This window comes from Galbibacter sp. (assembly GCF_035306585.1).
Lineage (GTDB): Bacteria > Bacteroidota > Bacteroidia > Flavobacteriales > Flavobacteriaceae > Galbibacter.
The window spans coordinates 1-18,433 of sequence record NZ_DATGNU010000012.1; the positions used below are offsets into that span (position 1 = coordinate 1).

17 protein-coding genes are annotated in these 18,433 nt (G+C 37.7%); 10 read left to right on the forward strand and 7 right to left on the reverse strand.

What is annotated here, in order from left to right:
• Positions 1-238: 238 nt before the first annotated feature.
• Together VKY50_RS01770 and VKY50_RS01775 are read right to left on the reverse strand one after the other, a co-directional pair.
• Positions 239-955, reverse strand: coding sequence for a DUF4294 domain-containing protein (locus VKY50_RS01770; RefSeq protein ID WP_324298233.1), 717 nt, complete (start codon positions 953-955; stop codon positions 239-241).
• Between the two features lie 567 nt (positions 956-1,522).
• A complete protein-coding gene (locus VKY50_RS01775; RefSeq protein ID WP_324298235.1) occupies positions 1,523-1,717 on the reverse strand; it encodes a hypothetical protein in 195 nt (64 codons plus the stop codon).
• Between the two features lie 74 nt (positions 1,718-1,791).
• Between VKY50_RS01775 and VKY50_RS01780 the strand changes: the two genes are divergently transcribed.
• The 4 genes from VKY50_RS01780 (at position 1,792) to VKY50_RS01795 (ending at position 6,095) form a co-directional block, all read left to right on the forward strand.
• Complete coding sequence (locus VKY50_RS01780) at positions 1,792-2,880, forward strand: M42 family metallopeptidase (protein ID WP_324298237.1); 1,089 nt, start codon at positions 1,792-1,794, stop codon at positions 2,878-2,880.
• Between the two features lie 6 nt (positions 2,881-2,886).
• The gene (locus VKY50_RS01785; protein ID WP_324298239.1) at positions 2,887-3,438 is read left to right on the forward strand and encodes an NUDIX hydrolase; all 552 of its coding nucleotides are present in this window, start codon (positions 2,887-2,889) and stop codon (positions 3,436-3,438) included.
• Between the two features lie 66 nt (positions 3,439-3,504).
• A complete protein-coding gene (locus VKY50_RS01790; RefSeq protein ID WP_324298241.1) occupies positions 3,505-5,424 on the forward strand; it encodes a DUF294 nucleotidyltransferase-like domain-containing protein in 1,920 nt (639 codons plus the stop codon).
• 5 nt (positions 5,425-5,429) lie between these two features.
• Entirely contained in the window at positions 5,430-6,095 is a 666-nt protein-coding gene (locus VKY50_RS01795) for a 3'-5' exonuclease (RefSeq protein WP_324298243.1), read from the forward strand.
• Between the two features lie 85 nt (positions 6,096-6,180).
• Here VKY50_RS01795 and acs read toward each other — a convergent pair whose 3' ends face one another.
• A complete protein-coding gene (gene acs / locus VKY50_RS01800) occupies positions 6,181-8,091 on the reverse strand; it encodes an acetate--CoA ligase (protein WP_324298245.1) in 1,911 nt (636 codons plus the stop codon).
• Between the two features lie 461 nt (positions 8,092-8,552).
• Here acs and VKY50_RS01805 point away from each other — a divergent pair, with 461 nt between their 5' ends.
• The gene (locus VKY50_RS01805; protein WP_008990968.1) at positions 8,553-8,681 is read left to right on the forward strand and encodes a 30S ribosomal protein THX; all 129 of its coding nucleotides are present in this window, start codon (positions 8,553-8,555) and stop codon (positions 8,679-8,681) included.
• Between the two features lie 81 nt (positions 8,682-8,762).
• Here the strand turns inward: VKY50_RS01805 and yaaA are convergent, their stop codons facing one another.
• The 3 genes from yaaA to VKY50_RS01820 form a co-directional block, all read right to left on the reverse strand.
• Complete coding sequence (yaaA, locus tag VKY50_RS01810; protein WP_324298249.1) at positions 8,763-9,524, reverse strand: peroxide stress protein YaaA; 762 nt, start codon at positions 9,522-9,524, stop codon at positions 8,763-8,765.
• A 101-nt stretch (positions 9,525-9,625) separates the two neighbouring features.
• Positions 9,626-10,657: an RluA family pseudouridine synthase gene (locus VKY50_RS01815; RefSeq protein ID WP_324298250.1), complete on the reverse strand. Its 1,032-nt coding sequence runs from the start codon at positions 10,655-10,657 to the stop codon at positions 9,626-9,628.
• A 15-nt stretch (positions 10,658-10,672) separates the two neighbouring features.
• The gene (locus VKY50_RS01820; protein ID WP_324298252.1) at positions 10,673-11,242 is read right to left on the reverse strand and encodes a PASTA domain-containing protein; all 570 of its coding nucleotides are present in this window, start codon (positions 11,240-11,242) and stop codon (positions 10,673-10,675) included.
• Between the two features lie 520 nt (positions 11,243-11,762).
• On the opposite strand from VKY50_RS01820, the gene VKY50_RS01825 reads away from it, so the two are divergent.
• The 5 genes from VKY50_RS01825 (at position 11,763) to VKY50_RS01845 (ending at position 17,779) form a co-directional block, all read left to right on the forward strand.
• A complete protein-coding gene (locus VKY50_RS01825) occupies positions 11,763-12,749 on the forward strand; it encodes a D-alanine--D-alanine ligase (RefSeq protein WP_324298254.1) in 987 nt (328 codons plus the stop codon).
• A gap of 40 nt (positions 12,750-12,789) precedes the next feature.
• Positions 12,790-13,257, forward strand: a complete 468-nt coding sequence (gene coaD / locus VKY50_RS01830) for a pantetheine-phosphate adenylyltransferase (protein ID WP_324298256.1) — start codon at positions 12,790-12,792, stop codon at positions 13,255-13,257.
• 20 nt (positions 13,258-13,277) lie between these two features.
• A complete protein-coding gene (locus tag VKY50_RS01835) occupies positions 13,278-15,497 on the forward strand; it encodes a sensor histidine kinase (protein WP_324298258.1) in 2,220 nt (739 codons plus the stop codon).
• A complete protein-coding gene (locus VKY50_RS01840) occupies positions 15,484-15,897 on the forward strand; it encodes a response regulator (RefSeq protein ID WP_324298260.1) in 414 nt (137 codons plus the stop codon). Before VKY50_RS01835 ends, VKY50_RS01840 begins: the two co-directional genes overlap by 14 nt.
• Before the next feature lie 148 nt (positions 15,898-16,045).
• Positions 16,046-17,779 (forward strand): M14 family metallopeptidase, encoded by a 1,734-nt coding sequence (locus VKY50_RS01845; protein ID WP_324298262.1) that lies wholly within the window; start codon positions 16,046-16,048, stop codon positions 17,777-17,779.
• Between the two features lie 8 nt (positions 17,780-17,787).
• Here VKY50_RS01845 and VKY50_RS01850 read toward each other — a convergent pair.
• A partial coding sequence (locus VKY50_RS01850; RefSeq protein ID WP_324298264.1) for an NUDIX hydrolase occupies positions 17,788-18,433 on the reverse strand: 646 nt, incomplete at its 5' end.

The window sequence follows — 18,433 nt, forward strand, 5'->3', positions numbered from 1 at the left end:
TAGAAACTATTTTTACTCTATTCCAAATCTTTTTTAGCTTTATTTTGCAGTTATTTTTAATGCCCCTAAATACCAAGTCGTTACACCCGAAAATAAATCAAAATAAAATGAAATTACTCCAATCAAGCTTTAAAATACCCTTATTCAATTGATCAAACACCTACATGAAAGACTCCGAACCCCATAACATTTCTAGAAAAGGACGACTAAAATAGGTAAAAAAAATGTTTCGTGCAACTTATTTATCTGGGAATGAGATCTTCCCCCATTTATTATTCAATGCTGCATAGTCGAAATCCAATGCCGAAGGCTGTCTTTCTAATGAACCATCCGCAAATCCACGTTGTAAAATATCTTCAATCAAATAATCTTCCAACACACTTTCAGGGAGGTATTCTTCTTTTAAACTAATATCAAACATACTGGCTGTTGTATTATACCAAAAGGCTCGCCATCCGCTTTTGAGTTCCTTAACCAAATTAAAAGTCGTCACCCCTGTTTGGCGATGAATGAGTTTTACCAAAATCTGCCCTTCCGTTCTTGTGAGTTTTTTAAGCTCTGCAGTAAACTCGTCCTCTATATATCGCTGGATAATTCTAGTATACCTGCGTCTGTCTGATTTTCTCTCAATGGTGGATAAACGTTTATTGAGTTCAGTCAGTCTTTCGGCTGCCAATTTGGAATAAGGATATACCTTTTTAGTTTTCCTTCTTAAGATCGAATAAAGGACCCTATCTTTATAAGAGGCAAAACGCAGCGGCTGAGACAGCACTACAGGGGCTAATTCTATAGCCTTTTTAGGGATGGAATCACCATCAAAAAAGAAGTAATACATCTCTGAGTTATTCACAACAGAGTCTGTTGCTACCTCAACAGTATCCTTTTGCCTGGTTTGCGCCCAAAGCATATGACTAGTTGTCATCACCAAAATCGCTGTTAATATTCCTCTATTCACAACCTTTGTTCAATTCCGTTTTATAGCTTCTTTTTATGTACATATATAATACGTATCAACACCGAAATGTAATAACAAATTAGTTTACATTACTAATCACCATCAAATTTAACGAGATATTAATAAACTACCCCACTACCCTTGGTGATAGATTGGATTTTAAAACCGAAGCGATGTAAGTGAGATCGCAGTACCTACCATTCGATTTTCTGATACAATGTATGATCCCTCCTAGAACAGCTATAATGATTAGTTCAGTCGTATTAACATCCATATGACTACCTCAATTGTTGCACTTGAAGTGTTAAGTGATTTACCAACATATTTACAAACATTCCAAATCTGATTCTTGTATCCAGGATCCATTATCTCAACGGTACACCATATACCGGGCCCTTATACTCCAAAAGCAAGCAAAACGAACAAAAAGACCAGCCTTCGAGTTTGCTTCTAAAATTTTTACTTTTCCTTTTAGAAATAGACCAAATAGGAGTCCAGTTACAAACTACAGCAATTGTATACCCTAACTTTAACCAAAAGCGTCCCAAGCCTTACAATAGTATGCTACTACACCCGTGCATGCGCACTTTCTTTACCAGAAGTCCCTTTAGACAACTTCCAACAATTTTCTATATTAGAACTATTGGAGGATACAACGATATATATGATTTCCATTTCGCGACCAATTAAATCAACCACACCGCTAGTTTTCGCTGCAGTAATTTCTATAGTAAGACTAAAGATATTCAACAGCACTAGCATTCCTTGGATTTTAGCATAGATTTTATAATTATCAGTACGAATATTAGTATTTTCGTAGACTAAAAATTAAGTCCATGGCAAATAAAAAGATAATGAATGACAAGTCCCTTACTTTTTTAGAGAACTACCTAAACAATGCTTCACCTACGGGTTATGAATCCGAAGGCCAAAAAATCTGGATGGAATACCTAAGGCCCTACGTGGACGACTTTATAACTGACACATATGGAACCGCTGTTGGAGTAATTAATCCAGAGGCTCAATACAAAGTTGTCATAGAAGGACATTCTGATGAAATATCTTGGTATGTGAATTACATCACGGACGACGGTCTAATCTATGTAATCCGTAATGGTGGTAGTGATCATCAAATCGCTCCTTCCAAAGTAGTGCACATTCATACTAAAAATGGGGTTGTAAAAGGGGTTTTTGGATGGCCAGCTATCCACACCCGATCTAATGAAAAAGAAGAAAGCCCTAAACTGGATAACATTTTCGTAGATATAGGCGCTAAAGATAAAGAAGAGGTAGAAAAATTGGGAGTTCATGTAGGATGTGTTATTACCTATCCTGATGAATTCTTCATCATGAATAAAAATAAGTTCGTCTGCCGTGCAATTGACAACCGCGCAGGTGGATTTATGATCGCAGAGGTGGCAAGGTTACTTCACGAGAACAAAGTGAAGCTTCCTTTTGGTCTTTACATCACTAATTCCGTACAAGAAGAGATCGGACTCAGAGGTGCTGAAATGATCACTCAAACTATCAAACCTAATGTAGCCATTGTCACTGACGTATGCCATGATACCACTACGCCTATGATTGACAAGAAAAAACAAGGCCACACGGAAATCGGGAAAGGTCCTGTGATTTCATACGCTCCGGCGGTTCAGAATAAACTTCGAGAATTGATTATAGAAACAGCTCAGGAAAAGAAAATTCCTTTTCAACGAATGGCTTCCTCAAGATTTACAGGAACCGACACGGATGCATTTGCATATAGTAACGGAGGGGTCGCCTCAGCGCTTATCTCCCTTCCATTACGCTATATGCATACCACAGTAGAGATGGTTCATAAAGATGATGTGGAAAATGTAATTCGGCTTATTTACGAATCTTTATTAAAGATCAAAAACAACGAAAACTTCAGTTATTTTAAATAATACTTTTTGGATGAATTAGTAGACATACTTGATAAGCAAGGTAATTTCACTGGAAGTAGCATGCTAAAATCGGAAGCCCACAAAAAGGGGTTATTTCACGCTACAGTACATGTTTGGGTTTATAACCGACATGGAGAAATTTTAATTCAAAAAAGAGCCAATGATAAACAAACCTATCCAAACAAATGGGACGTTTCAGTTGCAGGCCATATTAGCGCAGGAGAAGATCCCCTTACAACTGCTATTAGAGAAACCAGTGAAGAAATTGGCCTAAGGTTACAAGAGTCCGATCTGTATAAAATTGGACAGTACCGATCTACAGTAATCCATAACAAAGATCTTATAGATTGTGAGTTCAACCATATTTATTTGACAGAATTAAAGGTACCAGTAAGTGAATTAACGATTCAAACTTCAGAGGTGGCGGCGATAAAATTAATTGATATCAACATCTACTTAGAATCACTGAAAGATTTTTCACTTTTAAAATCCTATGTACCTCATCCACCAGACTATGTAGATTTGGTGATTTCTGCCATTAGAAGACAGACATTATAATCCACACAAAAGCCTCTGAATTTCAGAGGCTTTTTCTGTACCTTAGTAAAACAATTAAAATTGTTTATGAGAAACACGATAGCCGAACGTATTGCAGACTTTTTAAAGCGCTACCCTCCTTTTGACCTGTTAAAGCCTAACCAATTACTAGAGATATCTCAGCAGGTAAAGGTCCTATACAAACAAAAGGGCGAATATGTTTTTGAGCAAGGAACCCAAGGTCATGAACTATTTTACGTAGTTCATAAAGGTGCCATAGCCATTGAGAAAACAGAAAATGAGCAAGTAAAGACCCTGGATAAATGTGACGAAGGGGATGCCTTCGGATTGCGTCCGCTTTTTGCCCATGAAAATTATAAAATCAGCGCCGTAGTCGAGGAAGAATCTGTATTATATGGTATTCCTATTGAAATTTTCAAACCGTTAATCAAAAGAAATTACAGAGTTGGGCAGTTTTTAATTGAAAGTTTTGCTTCCAATACCAGAAACCCGTATTCCAGAGAGCACAGAGGTAAACTCTTCACAGAAGAACAGGGGCCGGAGGAAATCACCCCAGAGCTTTTCGAACTTCAGCCAGTTAAATTCGTTAAAAACCTCATTAGCTGTCGCAAAGAAGATCCCGTGTACGAGGTAGCTAAAATGATGTCTGAAAAGAAGGTCGGCTCTATACTGGTGCTTGAGAATCAAATCCCAGTAGGAATTGTTACTGATAAGGATATCAGAAACACCATTGCTATTGGTAAATTCCCAATTGATATATCGGTTGAAAAAATCATGACCTCTCCTGTGATTTGCTATCAAAAAGGAATTACAATTGCTCAGGCGCAAGTCGCCATGATAAAACATAAAATAAGTCACTTATGTCTTACCAAGGATGGAACCCCAAACACCAAGGCTATAGGAATTGTGTCCGAACACGATATAATCGTAAGTCAAGGAAACAATCCCGCGGCACTTATAAAGGCCATCAAACGAGCAAACAAGAGTAAATCCCTTAGAGCCATTCGCGAGCGGGTTATGCACTTATTAAGTGGCTATATTCGGCAAAACATCCCAATGACACATGTCTCTAAAATAATTTTTGAACTCAATGATGCGACCATTAAAAGAGTTATCGAGCGAAGTTTGGAGAAAATGGGTGAGCAACCTCCAGTAAAGTTTGCCTGGATGTCACTTGGAAGTCAAGGCAGGAAAGAACAGTTACTCCACACTGATCAAGATAACGCTATTATCTTTGAGGACGTTTGCGAGAGTCAGCTCGATACGACCAAATCCTATTTCATCAAACTTGCCAAAATCGTTAACAAAAGCCTATATACTATTGGATTTGATTACTGTCCTGCCGATATGATGGCTAGAAATCCAAGATGGTGTCTTCCTTTAAGGCAATGGAAAGAACAATTTGAGAACTGGATGGTCAACCCAGAGAATGAAGATATCTTATTGTGTTCTATATTCTTTGATTACGACATCTCCTATGGGGATGTTCATCTGACCAATCAGCTGGCTGATCACATTTTCCACATGTGTGAAAACAATCAAATATTCCTAGCAGCCATGGCATCTGTTTCTCTTCGAAGTCCATCTCCGCTGGGCTTCTTCCGCCAATTTCTAATAGAAAGAAACGGAGAACACAAAGATTTTTTCGACCTTAAAAAAAGAGCTTTAATGCCCATTACTGATGCTGGCCGTGTATTAATTCTACAGCACAAAATAAAAAACATCAACAATACCGCAGAGCGATTTGAAAAATTAGCCTCCATAGAACCCCAAAACAGTGAACTCTACCTCTCTTGTTCCTATGCTGCAAAAGCCTTATTAAAATTTAGAACCAAACAAGGGTTAATGCATAAGGACACTGGTCGATTCATTGCGCTAAACACACTTTCAAAAGAAGAGCGCATTAAACTCAAACGCTGCTTTAAAACCATCAGCGAGGTACAAGAATTAATCAAATTACGATTTAAAGTTTCAAGTTTCATTTAATGGCCATGTTCTCACTATTCAAAAAAAAGAAAGCGTATCCAAAATTCTGGAGAGACTATCAAGACGCATTTAAAACGAGCTCTCCAGAGACTATTGAGGAGAATACATTTGTAGTTTTTGATACGGAAACAACTGGCCTAAATCTTAAAAATGATCGGATCCTAAGTATTGGAGCGTTAAAAATAAAGGGAAAAACAATCGAAGTGTCCAAGGTTTTTGAACGGTATATTAACCAGAGTACCTTTAATCCAGAAACTGTAGCCATTCACGGCATTATCAGAAACGACCTTAATCCAGATACAACCGAAGAAGCCGCTGTCGTTGAATTCCTGGAATATATCGGAAATTCAGTTCTAGTTGCTCATCACATCGCCTTTGATGTTGGAATGGTTAATAAGGTTTTATACAGAATGGGATTACCAAAGCTAAAGAATAAAACTTTGGATACCATGCTGCTTTATAGGGCAAGTAGAATAAACTCTAATCTTATTGACAAGGAACGCAATTATTCCTTGGATGAACTGGCTGAAAACTTGAATATATCGTTAAAAGACCGACATACTGCTACTGGAGATGCCTTTATCACAGCGATCGCATTTTTAAAAATCGTTTCAAGAGTAAGCAACCAAAAGAATGGCCGTTTAAAAGATTTAATTAGGCTAAACAGGTAATCAAAAAATAATTCGAACAAAAAAATATCAGAACAAAGACAATCCTCTGTTCTGATATTTTTTTCTATTAAATCCTTCTAAGGAACTAGTCAATTCTGTTTTTGATCACATGATCAACAATCTCTGGATTCAACAAGGTACTGGTATCACCTAAATTATTGAGCTCATTTGAGGCTATCTTACGTAATATTCTTCGCATAATCTTACCACTTCTTGTTTTTGGAAGCCCACTTACAAATTGAATTTTCTCCAATTTTGCAATCGGTCCAATATGATCGACTATTTGTTGATTAATTTCATTGCGGACGTTTTCCCGATCTCTGGTTTCACCAACTTCTTTTAGAATGACAAAACCATATAAGGCGTTCCCTTTTATTTCATGTGGAAATCCGACAATAGCAGATTCCGCGACGGCAGGGTGCTGGTTGATCGCATCTTCAATAGGCGCAGTTCCCAAATTGTGCCCAGACACAATAACCACATCATCAACCCTTCCAGTGATACGGTAATAGCCTACGGCGTCCCTAAAGGCACCGTCTCCACTAAAATACATATTCTCATAGGTGGAGAAATATGTTTCTTTATAACGTTTGTGATCATTCCAAATTGTTCTCGCCATACCTGGCCAAGGAAATTTCATACATAACCTACCACTGACAAGATTTCCTTTTATCTCCACACCATCATCATCCAGCAATGCTGGTTGAACACCAGGTAGTGGTAAGGTAGCGTAGGTTGGAATAGTAGGAGTTACATAAGGTATTGGAGAAAGCATTATCCCACCTGTTTCTGTTTGCCACCAGGTATCTACAATGGGACATTTTCCTTTTCCAATAATATCGTTATACCAATGCCATGCCTCCTCATTGATCGGCTCGCCTACCGAACCTAAAACCTTCAATGAGGTCAAGTCATACTTGGTAGCAAATTCTGTGCTTCTTTTGGCCAATGCTCTAATGGCCGTCGGAGCTGTATAAAACTGGGTAACTCTATGTTTTTCGACAACTTCCCAGAATCTACCAAAATCTGGATACGAAGGTACACCTTCAAACATAATGGAAGTAGCACCATTGGCCAATGGTCCGTAAATGATATAACTGTGTCCCGTTATCCAGCCTATGTCGGCTGTACACCAGAAGATATCATTTTCACGATACTGAAATATATTTTTAAAAGTAAAGGCCGTAAATACCATATAGCCTCCTATGGTGTGGACCATCCCCTTAGGTTTACCGGTAGAACCAGAGGTATATAAGATAAATAAAGGATCCTCAGCATCCATAATTTCAGGCTCGCAATCCTTAGAGGCTGCATCAAGAAGTGGTTGCAACCACTCATCACGCCCTTCTTTCATTGGAATATCCTCATGGGTTCTTTTGGCAACCAAAACAGACTTAATAGATTCACACTTCACCAAGGCTTCATCTACGATTCCTTTAAGATCAATAGATTTTTTACCTCTGAATGAACCATCAGCTGTGATTAACAATTTACAGTCAGAATCATTAATTCTGGTAGAAAGTGCGGTGGAAGAAAAACCTGCGAAAACCACCGAATGGATTGCGCCAATTCTAGCACATGCCAAAATAGCGATAGTTAACTCTGGAATCATCGGTAAATAAATGCATACCCGATCCCCTTTTCCAATGCCTTTCGATTTTAAAACGTTGGCAAATTTACAAACACGTTCATGCAAATTCCTATAGGTGATATGCACTGCGGGCTGGCTTGAATCATTTGGTTCCCAAATAATAGCTGGTTTATCCCCACGGGTTGTAAGATGACGATCAATACAGTTTTCGGTTATGTTGAGCTTTCCGCCCTCAAACCATTTGATCTCTGGTTTGTTAAAATCCCATTTTAGGACATGGTCCCATTTCTTTCTCCAGACAAAATGTTCCTCTGCGACTTCTCCCCAGAAACTCTCAGGGTCGCGAACTGATTTTCTATAAACTTGAAAATACTCTTCTAAATGTTTTATGTGGTAATTACTCATGTTCACTAAAGTACTTATTTTGAAGCAAATTACCTAATATCAAAGACGACCACTTGAAATTTCTCAAACGTCGTTTTTTAATAAAATAGAACTAATACATTGAAAGTCAAATAGAAATAAAATAAGTCTTCTCTACCGCACTCTAAGCTGGTTTTATGGCGTCCAATGTTGTTCATATATGCTTGTGAGTTGTTGGTAGCATTCTCCCTACCGTTTAGAGAATAATTAAAAGAAATTCTTAAAGTTTTATAGTTATCGGCAAAATATGGTGAAATTATATTCAAAATAATTAAAAACTAACAAATAGGCAGGGTTAAATGGTTGTCAAAAGTATCCACATGTACCAAGAGGGTGGAGTAAACCCTTTTATTGAAAACAAATTCCCCTAGTTAACCTAATCAATACTTGATTTACACTTCTAAATTGCTTAACTTGAGATAATTAAAAATTTAAATAAATATATGGGAAAAGGAGATGTAAAAACAAGAAGAGGTAAAATTAGTCGTGGCAGCTATGGTGTACGCCGACGTAAAAAAATTAAAAAAAGACCACCGGTTGAAGAAAAGGTCAGTGTAGATACCAAAAAGTAATTTAATGCACTATTAGAAATTGCCTTAGCCTAGGCAAGTAATCAGTCTAGGCTAAGGCAATTATGTGTAAAAATTTGGTGATTACCTCACAAAAACAGGCTGGTCTTCCTTCTGGGTAAACTGTTCACTATACTGGTATCCATCTATATCAAACCCTTTAATATCTTCCAAACGCTGCGCGTTGGTATCCACAATGTATCGCACCATGGCTCCTCTAGCCTTTTTAGCAAAGAAACTAATTACCTTGAGCTTGCCATTTTTCCAATCTTTGAATATAGGTGTAATTACAGGAACCTTTAAAATTTTCTGATCGATCGCTCCAAAATATTCATTACTAGCCAAATTGATAAACAGCTCATCCGCTTCTAATTCTTCATTGAGCTTGGCGGTAATTTTTTTCTTCCAAAAACCATAAAGATCCTTATGGGAACCCACGGTGAGTTTAGTTCCCATCTCTAGCCGATAAGGCTGTATTAAATCAAGAGGTTTAAGTACACCGTATAAACCACTTAGTATTCGAAGCCGTTGTTGTAGAACAGCAATTTTATCCTTGTCCAAACTATAGGCGTCCAATCCGCTATAGACATCTCCATTAAAAGCAAAGACCGCTTGGCGTGCATTCTCTGGAGTAAAGGGAATCTTAAAATCTTGATTTCTTTTCCAGTTTAACTCCGCAAGATTAGCAGAAATACCCATTAGGTCAGAGAGTTTCTTCGGTGTCTTCTTCTGAAGAATTGTATTTAACTTCTGTGACTCTACTAAAAACTCAGGTTGTGTATAATCTTTTACAGGAAGTGGACTTTCAAAGTCAAGCGATTTTGCTGGTGATATTACAATTTTCATGGTACTGTGATTTTACACTAACAAACATACAATCTTCAATAGAAAATAACTATTTAAAACGACCACTGTTTTTGATAGTCTAATAACTTTTATTTATACCATTACCGCACTTGGTGTTTGGCATATTGACGCCATTTCTCAATACATTGTTCCATATCCTCAGGAAGTGGGGTGTCGAACCTAAGAAACTTACCGCTTACAGGATGTTCAAACCCTAAGGTCTTAGCGTGCAATGCTTGCCGTGGCAGGATGGAAAAACAGTTTTCTACAAATTGTTTGTATTTGGTAAATGTAGTTCCCTTTAAAATCTTGTCTCCTCCGTAGCGCTCATCGTTGAACAAAGGATGGCCCGCAAATTTCATATGGACACGTATTTGGTGTGTCCTACCAGTTTCCAATCTACAAGAAACAAGTGTCACATATCCAAAACGTTCTAAAACCTTATAATGCGTTACGGCTTCTTTTCCTTGATCACCCTCTGGAAAAACAGCCATCTGTAGCCTGTTTTTTGGATGTCTGGCAATGTGACCTTCTACAATTCCTTCATCTTCCTTTACATCTCCCCACACCAGAGCTAAATATTCGCGTTCGCTTGTCTTATGGAAGAACTGTTTAGAGAGGTGGCTTAAGGCATTCTCAGTCTTAGCTACTACCAATAACCCACTCGTATCTTTATCAATACGATGAACCAGTCCAGGTCGTTCATTATTATTTAATGGCAGATTATCAAAATGAAAAATGAGTGCATTTATAAGTGTACCAGCGTAATTTCCATGCCCTGGGTGCACTACCATCCCTGCTGGTTTATTGACCACTAAAAGCTCCTGATCTTCATACACAATATCCAGGGGAATATCCTCTGGAGTAAGTAAATACTCATGAGGGGGATGTTCAAATAGCACTTTGACCTGATCATTTGCCTTGACTTTATGATTGGATTTTACTGCTTGTCCATTGACATAAATATTGCCTGCTTTGGCAGCTTGTTGTATTTTATTTCGAGTAGCATTCTCAATAAAGTTCATTAAGAATTTATCCACTCTTAAAGGCTCTTGCCCTTTTCCTGCGGTAAAACTATAATGTTCATAAAGGTCGTCTTGCTGATCGAAATCCTCTTGTTGATATTCTAACATGTATTCCCTTTTTGGTTATTCAACAACAACTCCAGCCTTGTTCCCATTTCCACAGACCAATTCCACTTCTGTAGTTTTAGGCAATTGGAAACCTGGGAGTATATTCTCATTTTCATATCGGACATAGTACACCATGTCTTTCCCGATTTCATTGATATAGGTAACTTTTCCAATATTAAGACCTACGGCCTTTAGCATGGATTCTGCATTTCTTCGAGTCACTTGAATAACGTTAGGAACACTAACCTTCCGGTATCCAGAAGGATTAATGGTCAAATATATTTTTCTCCCTTCTTTTACTTCCTTATCGGCCTTAGGATTTTGCTCTATGACCGAATAAGTAGGATAATCAGGGTTGTAGTTCGTTGAATCCAGCACAATATATTGAAGGTTCATCTTATCCAAAGTCTCCTCTACTTCTCTGAGTGATTTCTTAGATAAATCTGGTACTGTTACAAATTCACCGTGGTTGGTCATTATTTTTAGAATTTGCAAGGCCAAAAGCACCAAGACAATCAGAGCCACAATGGCCAATATAATCTGCTTCAAAAAGGTTTTGCTGGTCAAAAATTTTATTAGGCTCATCTAGTATGTTTTTAGGAAATACTACCGCTTAATCCAGGTTGCATTCAATTATGCGTTATTAAAACTTACATCACCCAATGGGTTGTAACTCGTTTTACAGCCAGTTGATAATGAGCGCTTAAGTTCATTATTACACGGCGCAATAACAACTTTTTGTGTTAATAACGGTGACAAATATACAACTAATTTCTAGTTAGATTAGTATTTACAACCCAAGCTAATTTTATACATTTTCCCTAAATTCTGCAACTGGGAATCTAAAATCACATTAGGATTACAGAAGATCAAACAATAAAGTAATAGTCCCATACCAAAAATCGGATAATTATATTTAAGCTCAGCTCATAAACAAATCCCATTATTGCAGAATAACAGCGGTGGTATAGGAGACCAAAGTATAATTTAAACAGTTTTAAGGACATTCCAACCCATCGAATAATTTTCAATCGAAGAATGAATTTAACACCTTAAATAAGGTACAATTTAAGTAACTTTACACCTTTATTAACTCCAAAATACAATGAAGAAAAATATAGGGATAGCCATGGGAGGGTACTCTTCCGAATATCAAATTTCGTTAAAAAGCGGACAGGTGGTTTGTGAGCACCTAAATAAGGAGAAGTATGAGATTTATCCTTTGCACATTTTAAGGGACAAATGGGTTTGTATTATAGATGGTACAGAATATCCAATCAACAGAGGGGACTTCACAGTGACCAAGGATAACAAAACCATCACCTTTGATTGTATATTTAATGCCATTCATGGAACCCCTGGAGAGGATGGTCATCTTCAGGGCTATTTAGCCATGCTCAATATCCCTCATACTTCTTGCCCTATGTACCAAGCGGCTCTTACTTTTAACAAAAGAGATTTACTGGCCACACTTAAACCCTTTGGAATTAAATCTGCTGTATCCTTTTACCTGAACAAAGGCCAAGATATCGACACCAAGCTTATTTGCCAGAAAGTAGGCCTCCCTTGTTTTGTAAAGGCCAATAAAGCCGGTTCAAGTTTTGGAGTAACCAAGGTCTATAAAGAGGAAGCGTTAAAGCAAGCCATTGAAGTATCCCTAAAAGAAGATGATGAAATCATTATTGAATCTTTTTTGGATGGTACAGAAGTTTCTGTTGGAGTGATACGCTATCAAGGTCAGGTAAAAGTTTTACCCATCACTGAAATCGTCTCCGAAAATGACTTTTTTGACTACCAGGCAAAATACGAAGGAAAATCTCAAGAAATCACACCCGCTAGAATTAGCGAGCAAATGACCAATACGGTTTCTGAAATTGCAAAAAATATCTATGAGATTCTAAATATGCAAGGATTTAGTCGAAGTGAATTTATTTTCGTAGATGGGTACCCATACTTACTAGAAATGAATACCATACCCGGGCTTACTGCAGAAAGTATTTTACCACAACAAGCAGAAAAAGCTGGTATTTCTTTAGCTGATTTATTTGGCAATGCTGTAGAGGAAGCTTTAAAAATGGAAAGAAAGTTCTAATTTGCTATATTTACACTTTAACTTATAAATTTAGCCCAAGATGCGTAAGGCCATTTTCCCAGGATCCTTTGATCCCATTACCTTAGGACACTACGATATTATTACCCGTGGTATTACGCTTTTTGACCAAGTGGTTATTGCGATCGGCATTAATGCAGAGAAAAAATATATGTTCTCCTTAGAGCAACGTAAGGAGTTTATTGAAAAAGCGTTTAAAGACGAGCCTAAAATCAAAGTAATGACATATGAAGGTTTAACGGTTGATTTTTGCAAAGAAATAGGCGCGCAGTTTATCCTTCGCGGATTACGCAACCCAGGAGATTTTGAATTCGAAAAAGCCATCGCTCATACCAATAGAAAATTATCGGAAATAGAAACCGTATTCTTGCTTACCTCATCTGGAAAAAGTTATATTTCCTCCTCTATCGTCCGCGATGTAATACGAAACAATGGTGATTATACCAGCCTTGTCCCAGCTACCGTAAATTTTAAAACAAACCCTAAATAAGAGATAAACCTACTTACTATATGACTAACCTACCCTTGGTTGAACATTGCCCAACCCCAATGGCAGTGCTCAACAAAAACAAAGAGCTCCTTATAACCTCAAGAGGCTGGAATGTTTTATTCAAACATCCTATAAAGGTACCTGACAAAGGAGTTCACTTTGGTGAGATCCTCCCCCCTTCATTGGAGCAAACCCGAAAGGCACTTCTGGCCTTTTCCACTGGTCAAGTTTTAAATGGGCAAGACTCCTATCTAAGCAGCCAAGGAGACCTTAAATGGATCGCATATCAAATCTATGACACCCCAGAACAAATTGTTATTAACTTACAAGATATAACACATCTAAAGGAGCATCAGAACCATCAATACTTTCGAAATCTTCTAGAAAAAAATGCACAAGTAGGATCCTGGCAGTATGATATTGAAAACGACCTATTACTATGGTCAGCAACCACTAAATCCATTTATGAAGTCGACCAGGATTATACGCCTACCTTGCAGGATAGTTTTCTATTTTTCAAATCAGGGCCCCATCTCGACCAAGCACTTGAGGCAATTAATCAGGTGCTCACCACTGGAGATCGATTTGAACTAGAATTACAGATTACTACCCAAAGTGGTAAAGAAAAGTGGATTCTATTTATGGGAGAAAAAGTCCAAAATCATCCTTACAATACTATTTACGGGACAGTTCAAGATATAAATAAGCAGAAGAACACCGCTCTTAAAATTGCCCTTCAGGAAAAGCAATTAAAAAGTACCAAGCGATCCATGCTTGAAAACAAGCGCTTATTTACCAGTATTTTTAATTCAACTTTTCAGTTTACTGGCTTTTTAAACCTCAAGGGACGTCTTATAGATGTGAATGAGCCAGCATTACAATTCGCTGGTGTGGGTATAGAGGATGTACAGAATAAATATTTTTGGGATACCTACTGGTGGCAAAGTTCAAAAAAGGAACGGCGTAAACTTCGCAAGAATATCGCTAAGGCAGCCCAAGGAAAATTTGTGCGCTATGAAGCTAAAATTTTAGACAAGGATTTAGTCCCTACCTATATTGACTTCTCTTTAAAACCAGTATTGGATGACAATAAACGCGTAATCTTTTTAATCTCTGAAGGCCGTCTGATCCAAGAAATGGTAGAGGCTAGAGAAAAGCTAAGTGAGAGCGAGAAGTTGCATCGTATGCTCTTAGAGCACTCTCCCACTGGATTGGTGTTGAATGACGCGATGTCAGGAGAATTCATTGAGATGAATGGATCCTTTAAAAGAAGTATTGGATACAATGAAAAAGAGCTCCATGAGTTGACCCATCCCGATGTGATTCCAAAGGGGGATAAAACAAAAGAATTACGAGTTTTAAAGGCGGTTTTGGAAGATGGCATTTATGGTCCTTACCAAGGAGAGTACCTTCACAAAAGTGGGGCCCTTGTAGCTTCCTTAATCACTAGAGTGCTCATTACCAATCACGATGGCAAAAAACTCATCTGGTCTGTGGTCCAAGACATTACCCAGTTACAAGAAAAGGAAGCTGAACTCTTAGAGCTAATTAATGTAGCGAGCGAGCAGAACAACCGTCTACTTAATTTTGCTCATATTGTTTCGCACAATTTACGCTCCCATGCTTCCAACTTCTCTATGCTTATTGAACTTCTTGGTATCGAGGAAGACATCTTTAAAAAAGCTGAAATAATGGAGATGCTCAATACTGCCTCCAAAAACATGTTGGAGACTATTGCAAATCTAAATGAGATTATTGCCATTAATACCAACTTGAATATTAAGACCGAAGTGGTTAATTTGCGCCACCAAATAGATGAAGCCTTTACCAATATCAGTGAACTCACCAAAAGTTCCTTCGCAGAAATTGAAATCAATGTTCCTGGTGATATTCAAATAAATGTAGTTAAAGCCTATTTAGAAAGTATATTATTAAATATATTTACCAACGCGATTAAATACAAATCACCAAAACGCTATCCGAAAATAACAATTGATTATCAAACCACCAAAGGGTATGCCATTCTCACTATAGCCGACAATGGTATGGGAATTGACCTAGAAAAACACGGACACAAGTTATTTGGGATGTACAAGACCTTTCACGGAAACAGAGATGCTAGGGGGATCGGTCTTTTTATAACCAAAAACCAGATTGAAGCCATGAAAGGAAAAATTGAAGTAGAAAGCAAGGTGGATCATGGCACTAAATTTAAAATCTATTTTTATGAGAACTATTAATGCTATCTATCTAATCGATGACGACCCCATCACTCTTTTCAGTGTTAAGAAGCTCATAGAAATCACCAAGATATCAGATACAGTACATTGTTTTCACAACGGGCATGAGGCGCTTGAATTTTTCAACAATCTTGAAAATAAAAATCAACCAGCTTTAATTTTATTAGACCTAAACATGCCTGTTGTAGATGGTTGGGAGTTCATGGATGCGTACAGTAAATTAAACTTAAGCACCAAAATTGTTATCTATGTGATGACCTCCTCCATCAATCCCTCGGATGCTAAAAAGGTAAAGGCTTATAACAAAAAATTTCCCTTCCTAGTGAAACATCTGATAAAACCCATTAACAAGGACAAGTTAATCGCCTTGGCTCAAGAATATGCCACAAACGAACTTTAGAGTCCTATTTAATACCTCATCGCAATAAAACATTCTAGGTTTTTTACTAAGTTTGAATGCTTATTTCTGCCTTTGCGTAAAAAGTGGTATGCGAACATGCTATTTACTATAGGGAAAAGTATAAGAAAACAAACGCTATCAAAACCACATGAAAAAATACTTTCTGATCACCTTAACCATGGTTTGTTTTGGGAGTCTTTTTGCCCAAAACAATGAATTCACCACCATATTTGAACGATCTAATGCTAAAGAAACAGCCACTTATACTCAGGTAATTGATTTCTATAAGCGTCTCTCACAAGCATATCCCACCATTAAAGTAATCGAGAAGGGGATCACGGACGCAGGGCTCCCCTTACATTTAGTTTTATTAAATCCCGATCAGAATTTTAATATCGATCAGGTCAGAAAGCATAAAAGAGTTCTTTTAATTAACAATGGCATCCATCCAGGTGAACCAGATGGTATTGATGCCACCATGATGCTGTATAGGGATATCGCCCAGGGAAAAATAAAATCACCAAAACATACCCTTTTAGCAACCATACCGATCTATAATATCGGAGGTTCCCTGAATCGAAACAACCATAGTAGAACCAACCAAAATGGACCTATGGAATACGGATTTCGCGGGAATGCTAAAAATTATGATCTAAACCGCGATTTTGTTAAAAGCGACTCTAAAAATGCTTTTGCTTTTGCAGCGATCTACCACGAATTACAACCAGATGTATTTATTGACAACCATGTGAGTAATGGTGCGGATTATCAATACATTCTAACGCATCTATTTACCCAGCATAATAAACTGGGCTCCCATACTGGAAAATACCTTAACCAAGAATTAAAACCAGCTCTAATAGCGTCCTTAAAAGAAAAACACTTCGACATGACGCCTTATGTCAATGTATTTAATCAAGTGCCCGAAAAGGGGTTTGCACAGTTTTTTGACTCCCCTAGATATTCCACAGGATATACTACCCTTTGGAACACCCTTGGTATGATGGTAGAGACCCACATGCTGAAATCCTATGATAAGCGCGTTTATGGGACCTATGAACTTATCAGTAGCATGATTGATCTTATAGAAAAGGATTATGTAAAAATAAAGCAAGTAAGAGCAAAAAGCCAAGAGGAATTTCAGCGTGGCAAAACCTACCCAATAACTTGGGAGGTTGCAAAAGATACAGCTACTCTTATGAACTTTAAAGGGTTTGAAGCAAAGCACATCCTTAGTAAAGTAACTGGCCTCTCCCGACTTAAATACGACCGTAGCAAACCATTTACAAAACCCGTGCGTCATTATGATACCTACAAACCAGTCAAGACAATAAATATCCCGGAGGCTTATTTAATCCCTGCGGTATGGGATAAAGTCATCGAACGAATAAAAGTTAATCAGATCGAAATGCAACTCCTAGAAAGCGAACAGGAATTAACCGTAGCGGTTTATCACATTCAAGACTACCAAACCGCGAAGTCCCCATATGAAGGCCATTATTTACACAAAAATACCCAAGTAAAAACCTCCACAGAGCAAATTCACATCCTCCCTGGAACATATTACAGGGTTCCAACGCAGCAACCTGGAATTCGCTACATACTTGAAACCTTAGAACCCGAGGCCGTAGATTCCTTTTTTAACTGGAATTTCTTCGATACTATTTTACAACAGAAAGAAGGCTTCTCACCATATGTTTGGGAAGATGTAGCCTATGAATTCTTAGAGAAAAATCCATCAATTAAGAATGCCTTTGAGACGAAACGACGATCCGACACCACCTTTGCCAATAACTGGTATCTTCAACTGGATTGGATTCATAAAAAGTCACCATACTATGAAAAAGCCCACACGCGGTATCCGATCTATAGAATACCATAGCGGATCTATTAGAACAAGCCTTTAATATTCTCGTAAGAATTATTTAGCAACTCAGGGATTTGGTGCTTTGGACGCCATTCCGCCAGGAGAATATTCTCATCTTCTTGGGGCACTAACGCTCCTTGATAGGCGGTGTGCATAGAATACCAATAGGTTTCCTTTAATTTATAGGTGCCATTTCTTTTAAAAATATGGTAGGTCTTTTTTAACAAGGCATCGATTTGTAGATCTTTTACACCTGTTTCTTCTTCCACTTCTCTAATGGCGGCACGCTCTATTGCCTCTCCCTTATCAACCTTACCCTTTGGTAAATCCCACTTATCATTTCTGTATATAAAAAGGGTATCTTGATTCTTATTTACTACCAACCCCCCTGCGGCTACCACCAATGGCACCTTTTTACAGAATTTTTTAAACAGTACAGATTTATCCTTATAATAGATATGAGCGCATTTTATTTTACCCTTATTGAGCTGTCTTATAACATCATCAATATCAACCGTTTCTAGCAGAAAGAGTTTAAAACCCTCTTCTTTGGAGATTTTGTTGGTTAAAATAATCCGATGTTCATTAACAAAAACTTCATACATTTGCATCATGGTTTTAGACAAAGATACCGCCAAGAAAACAGCAGAACTTCTATTGCAAATTAAT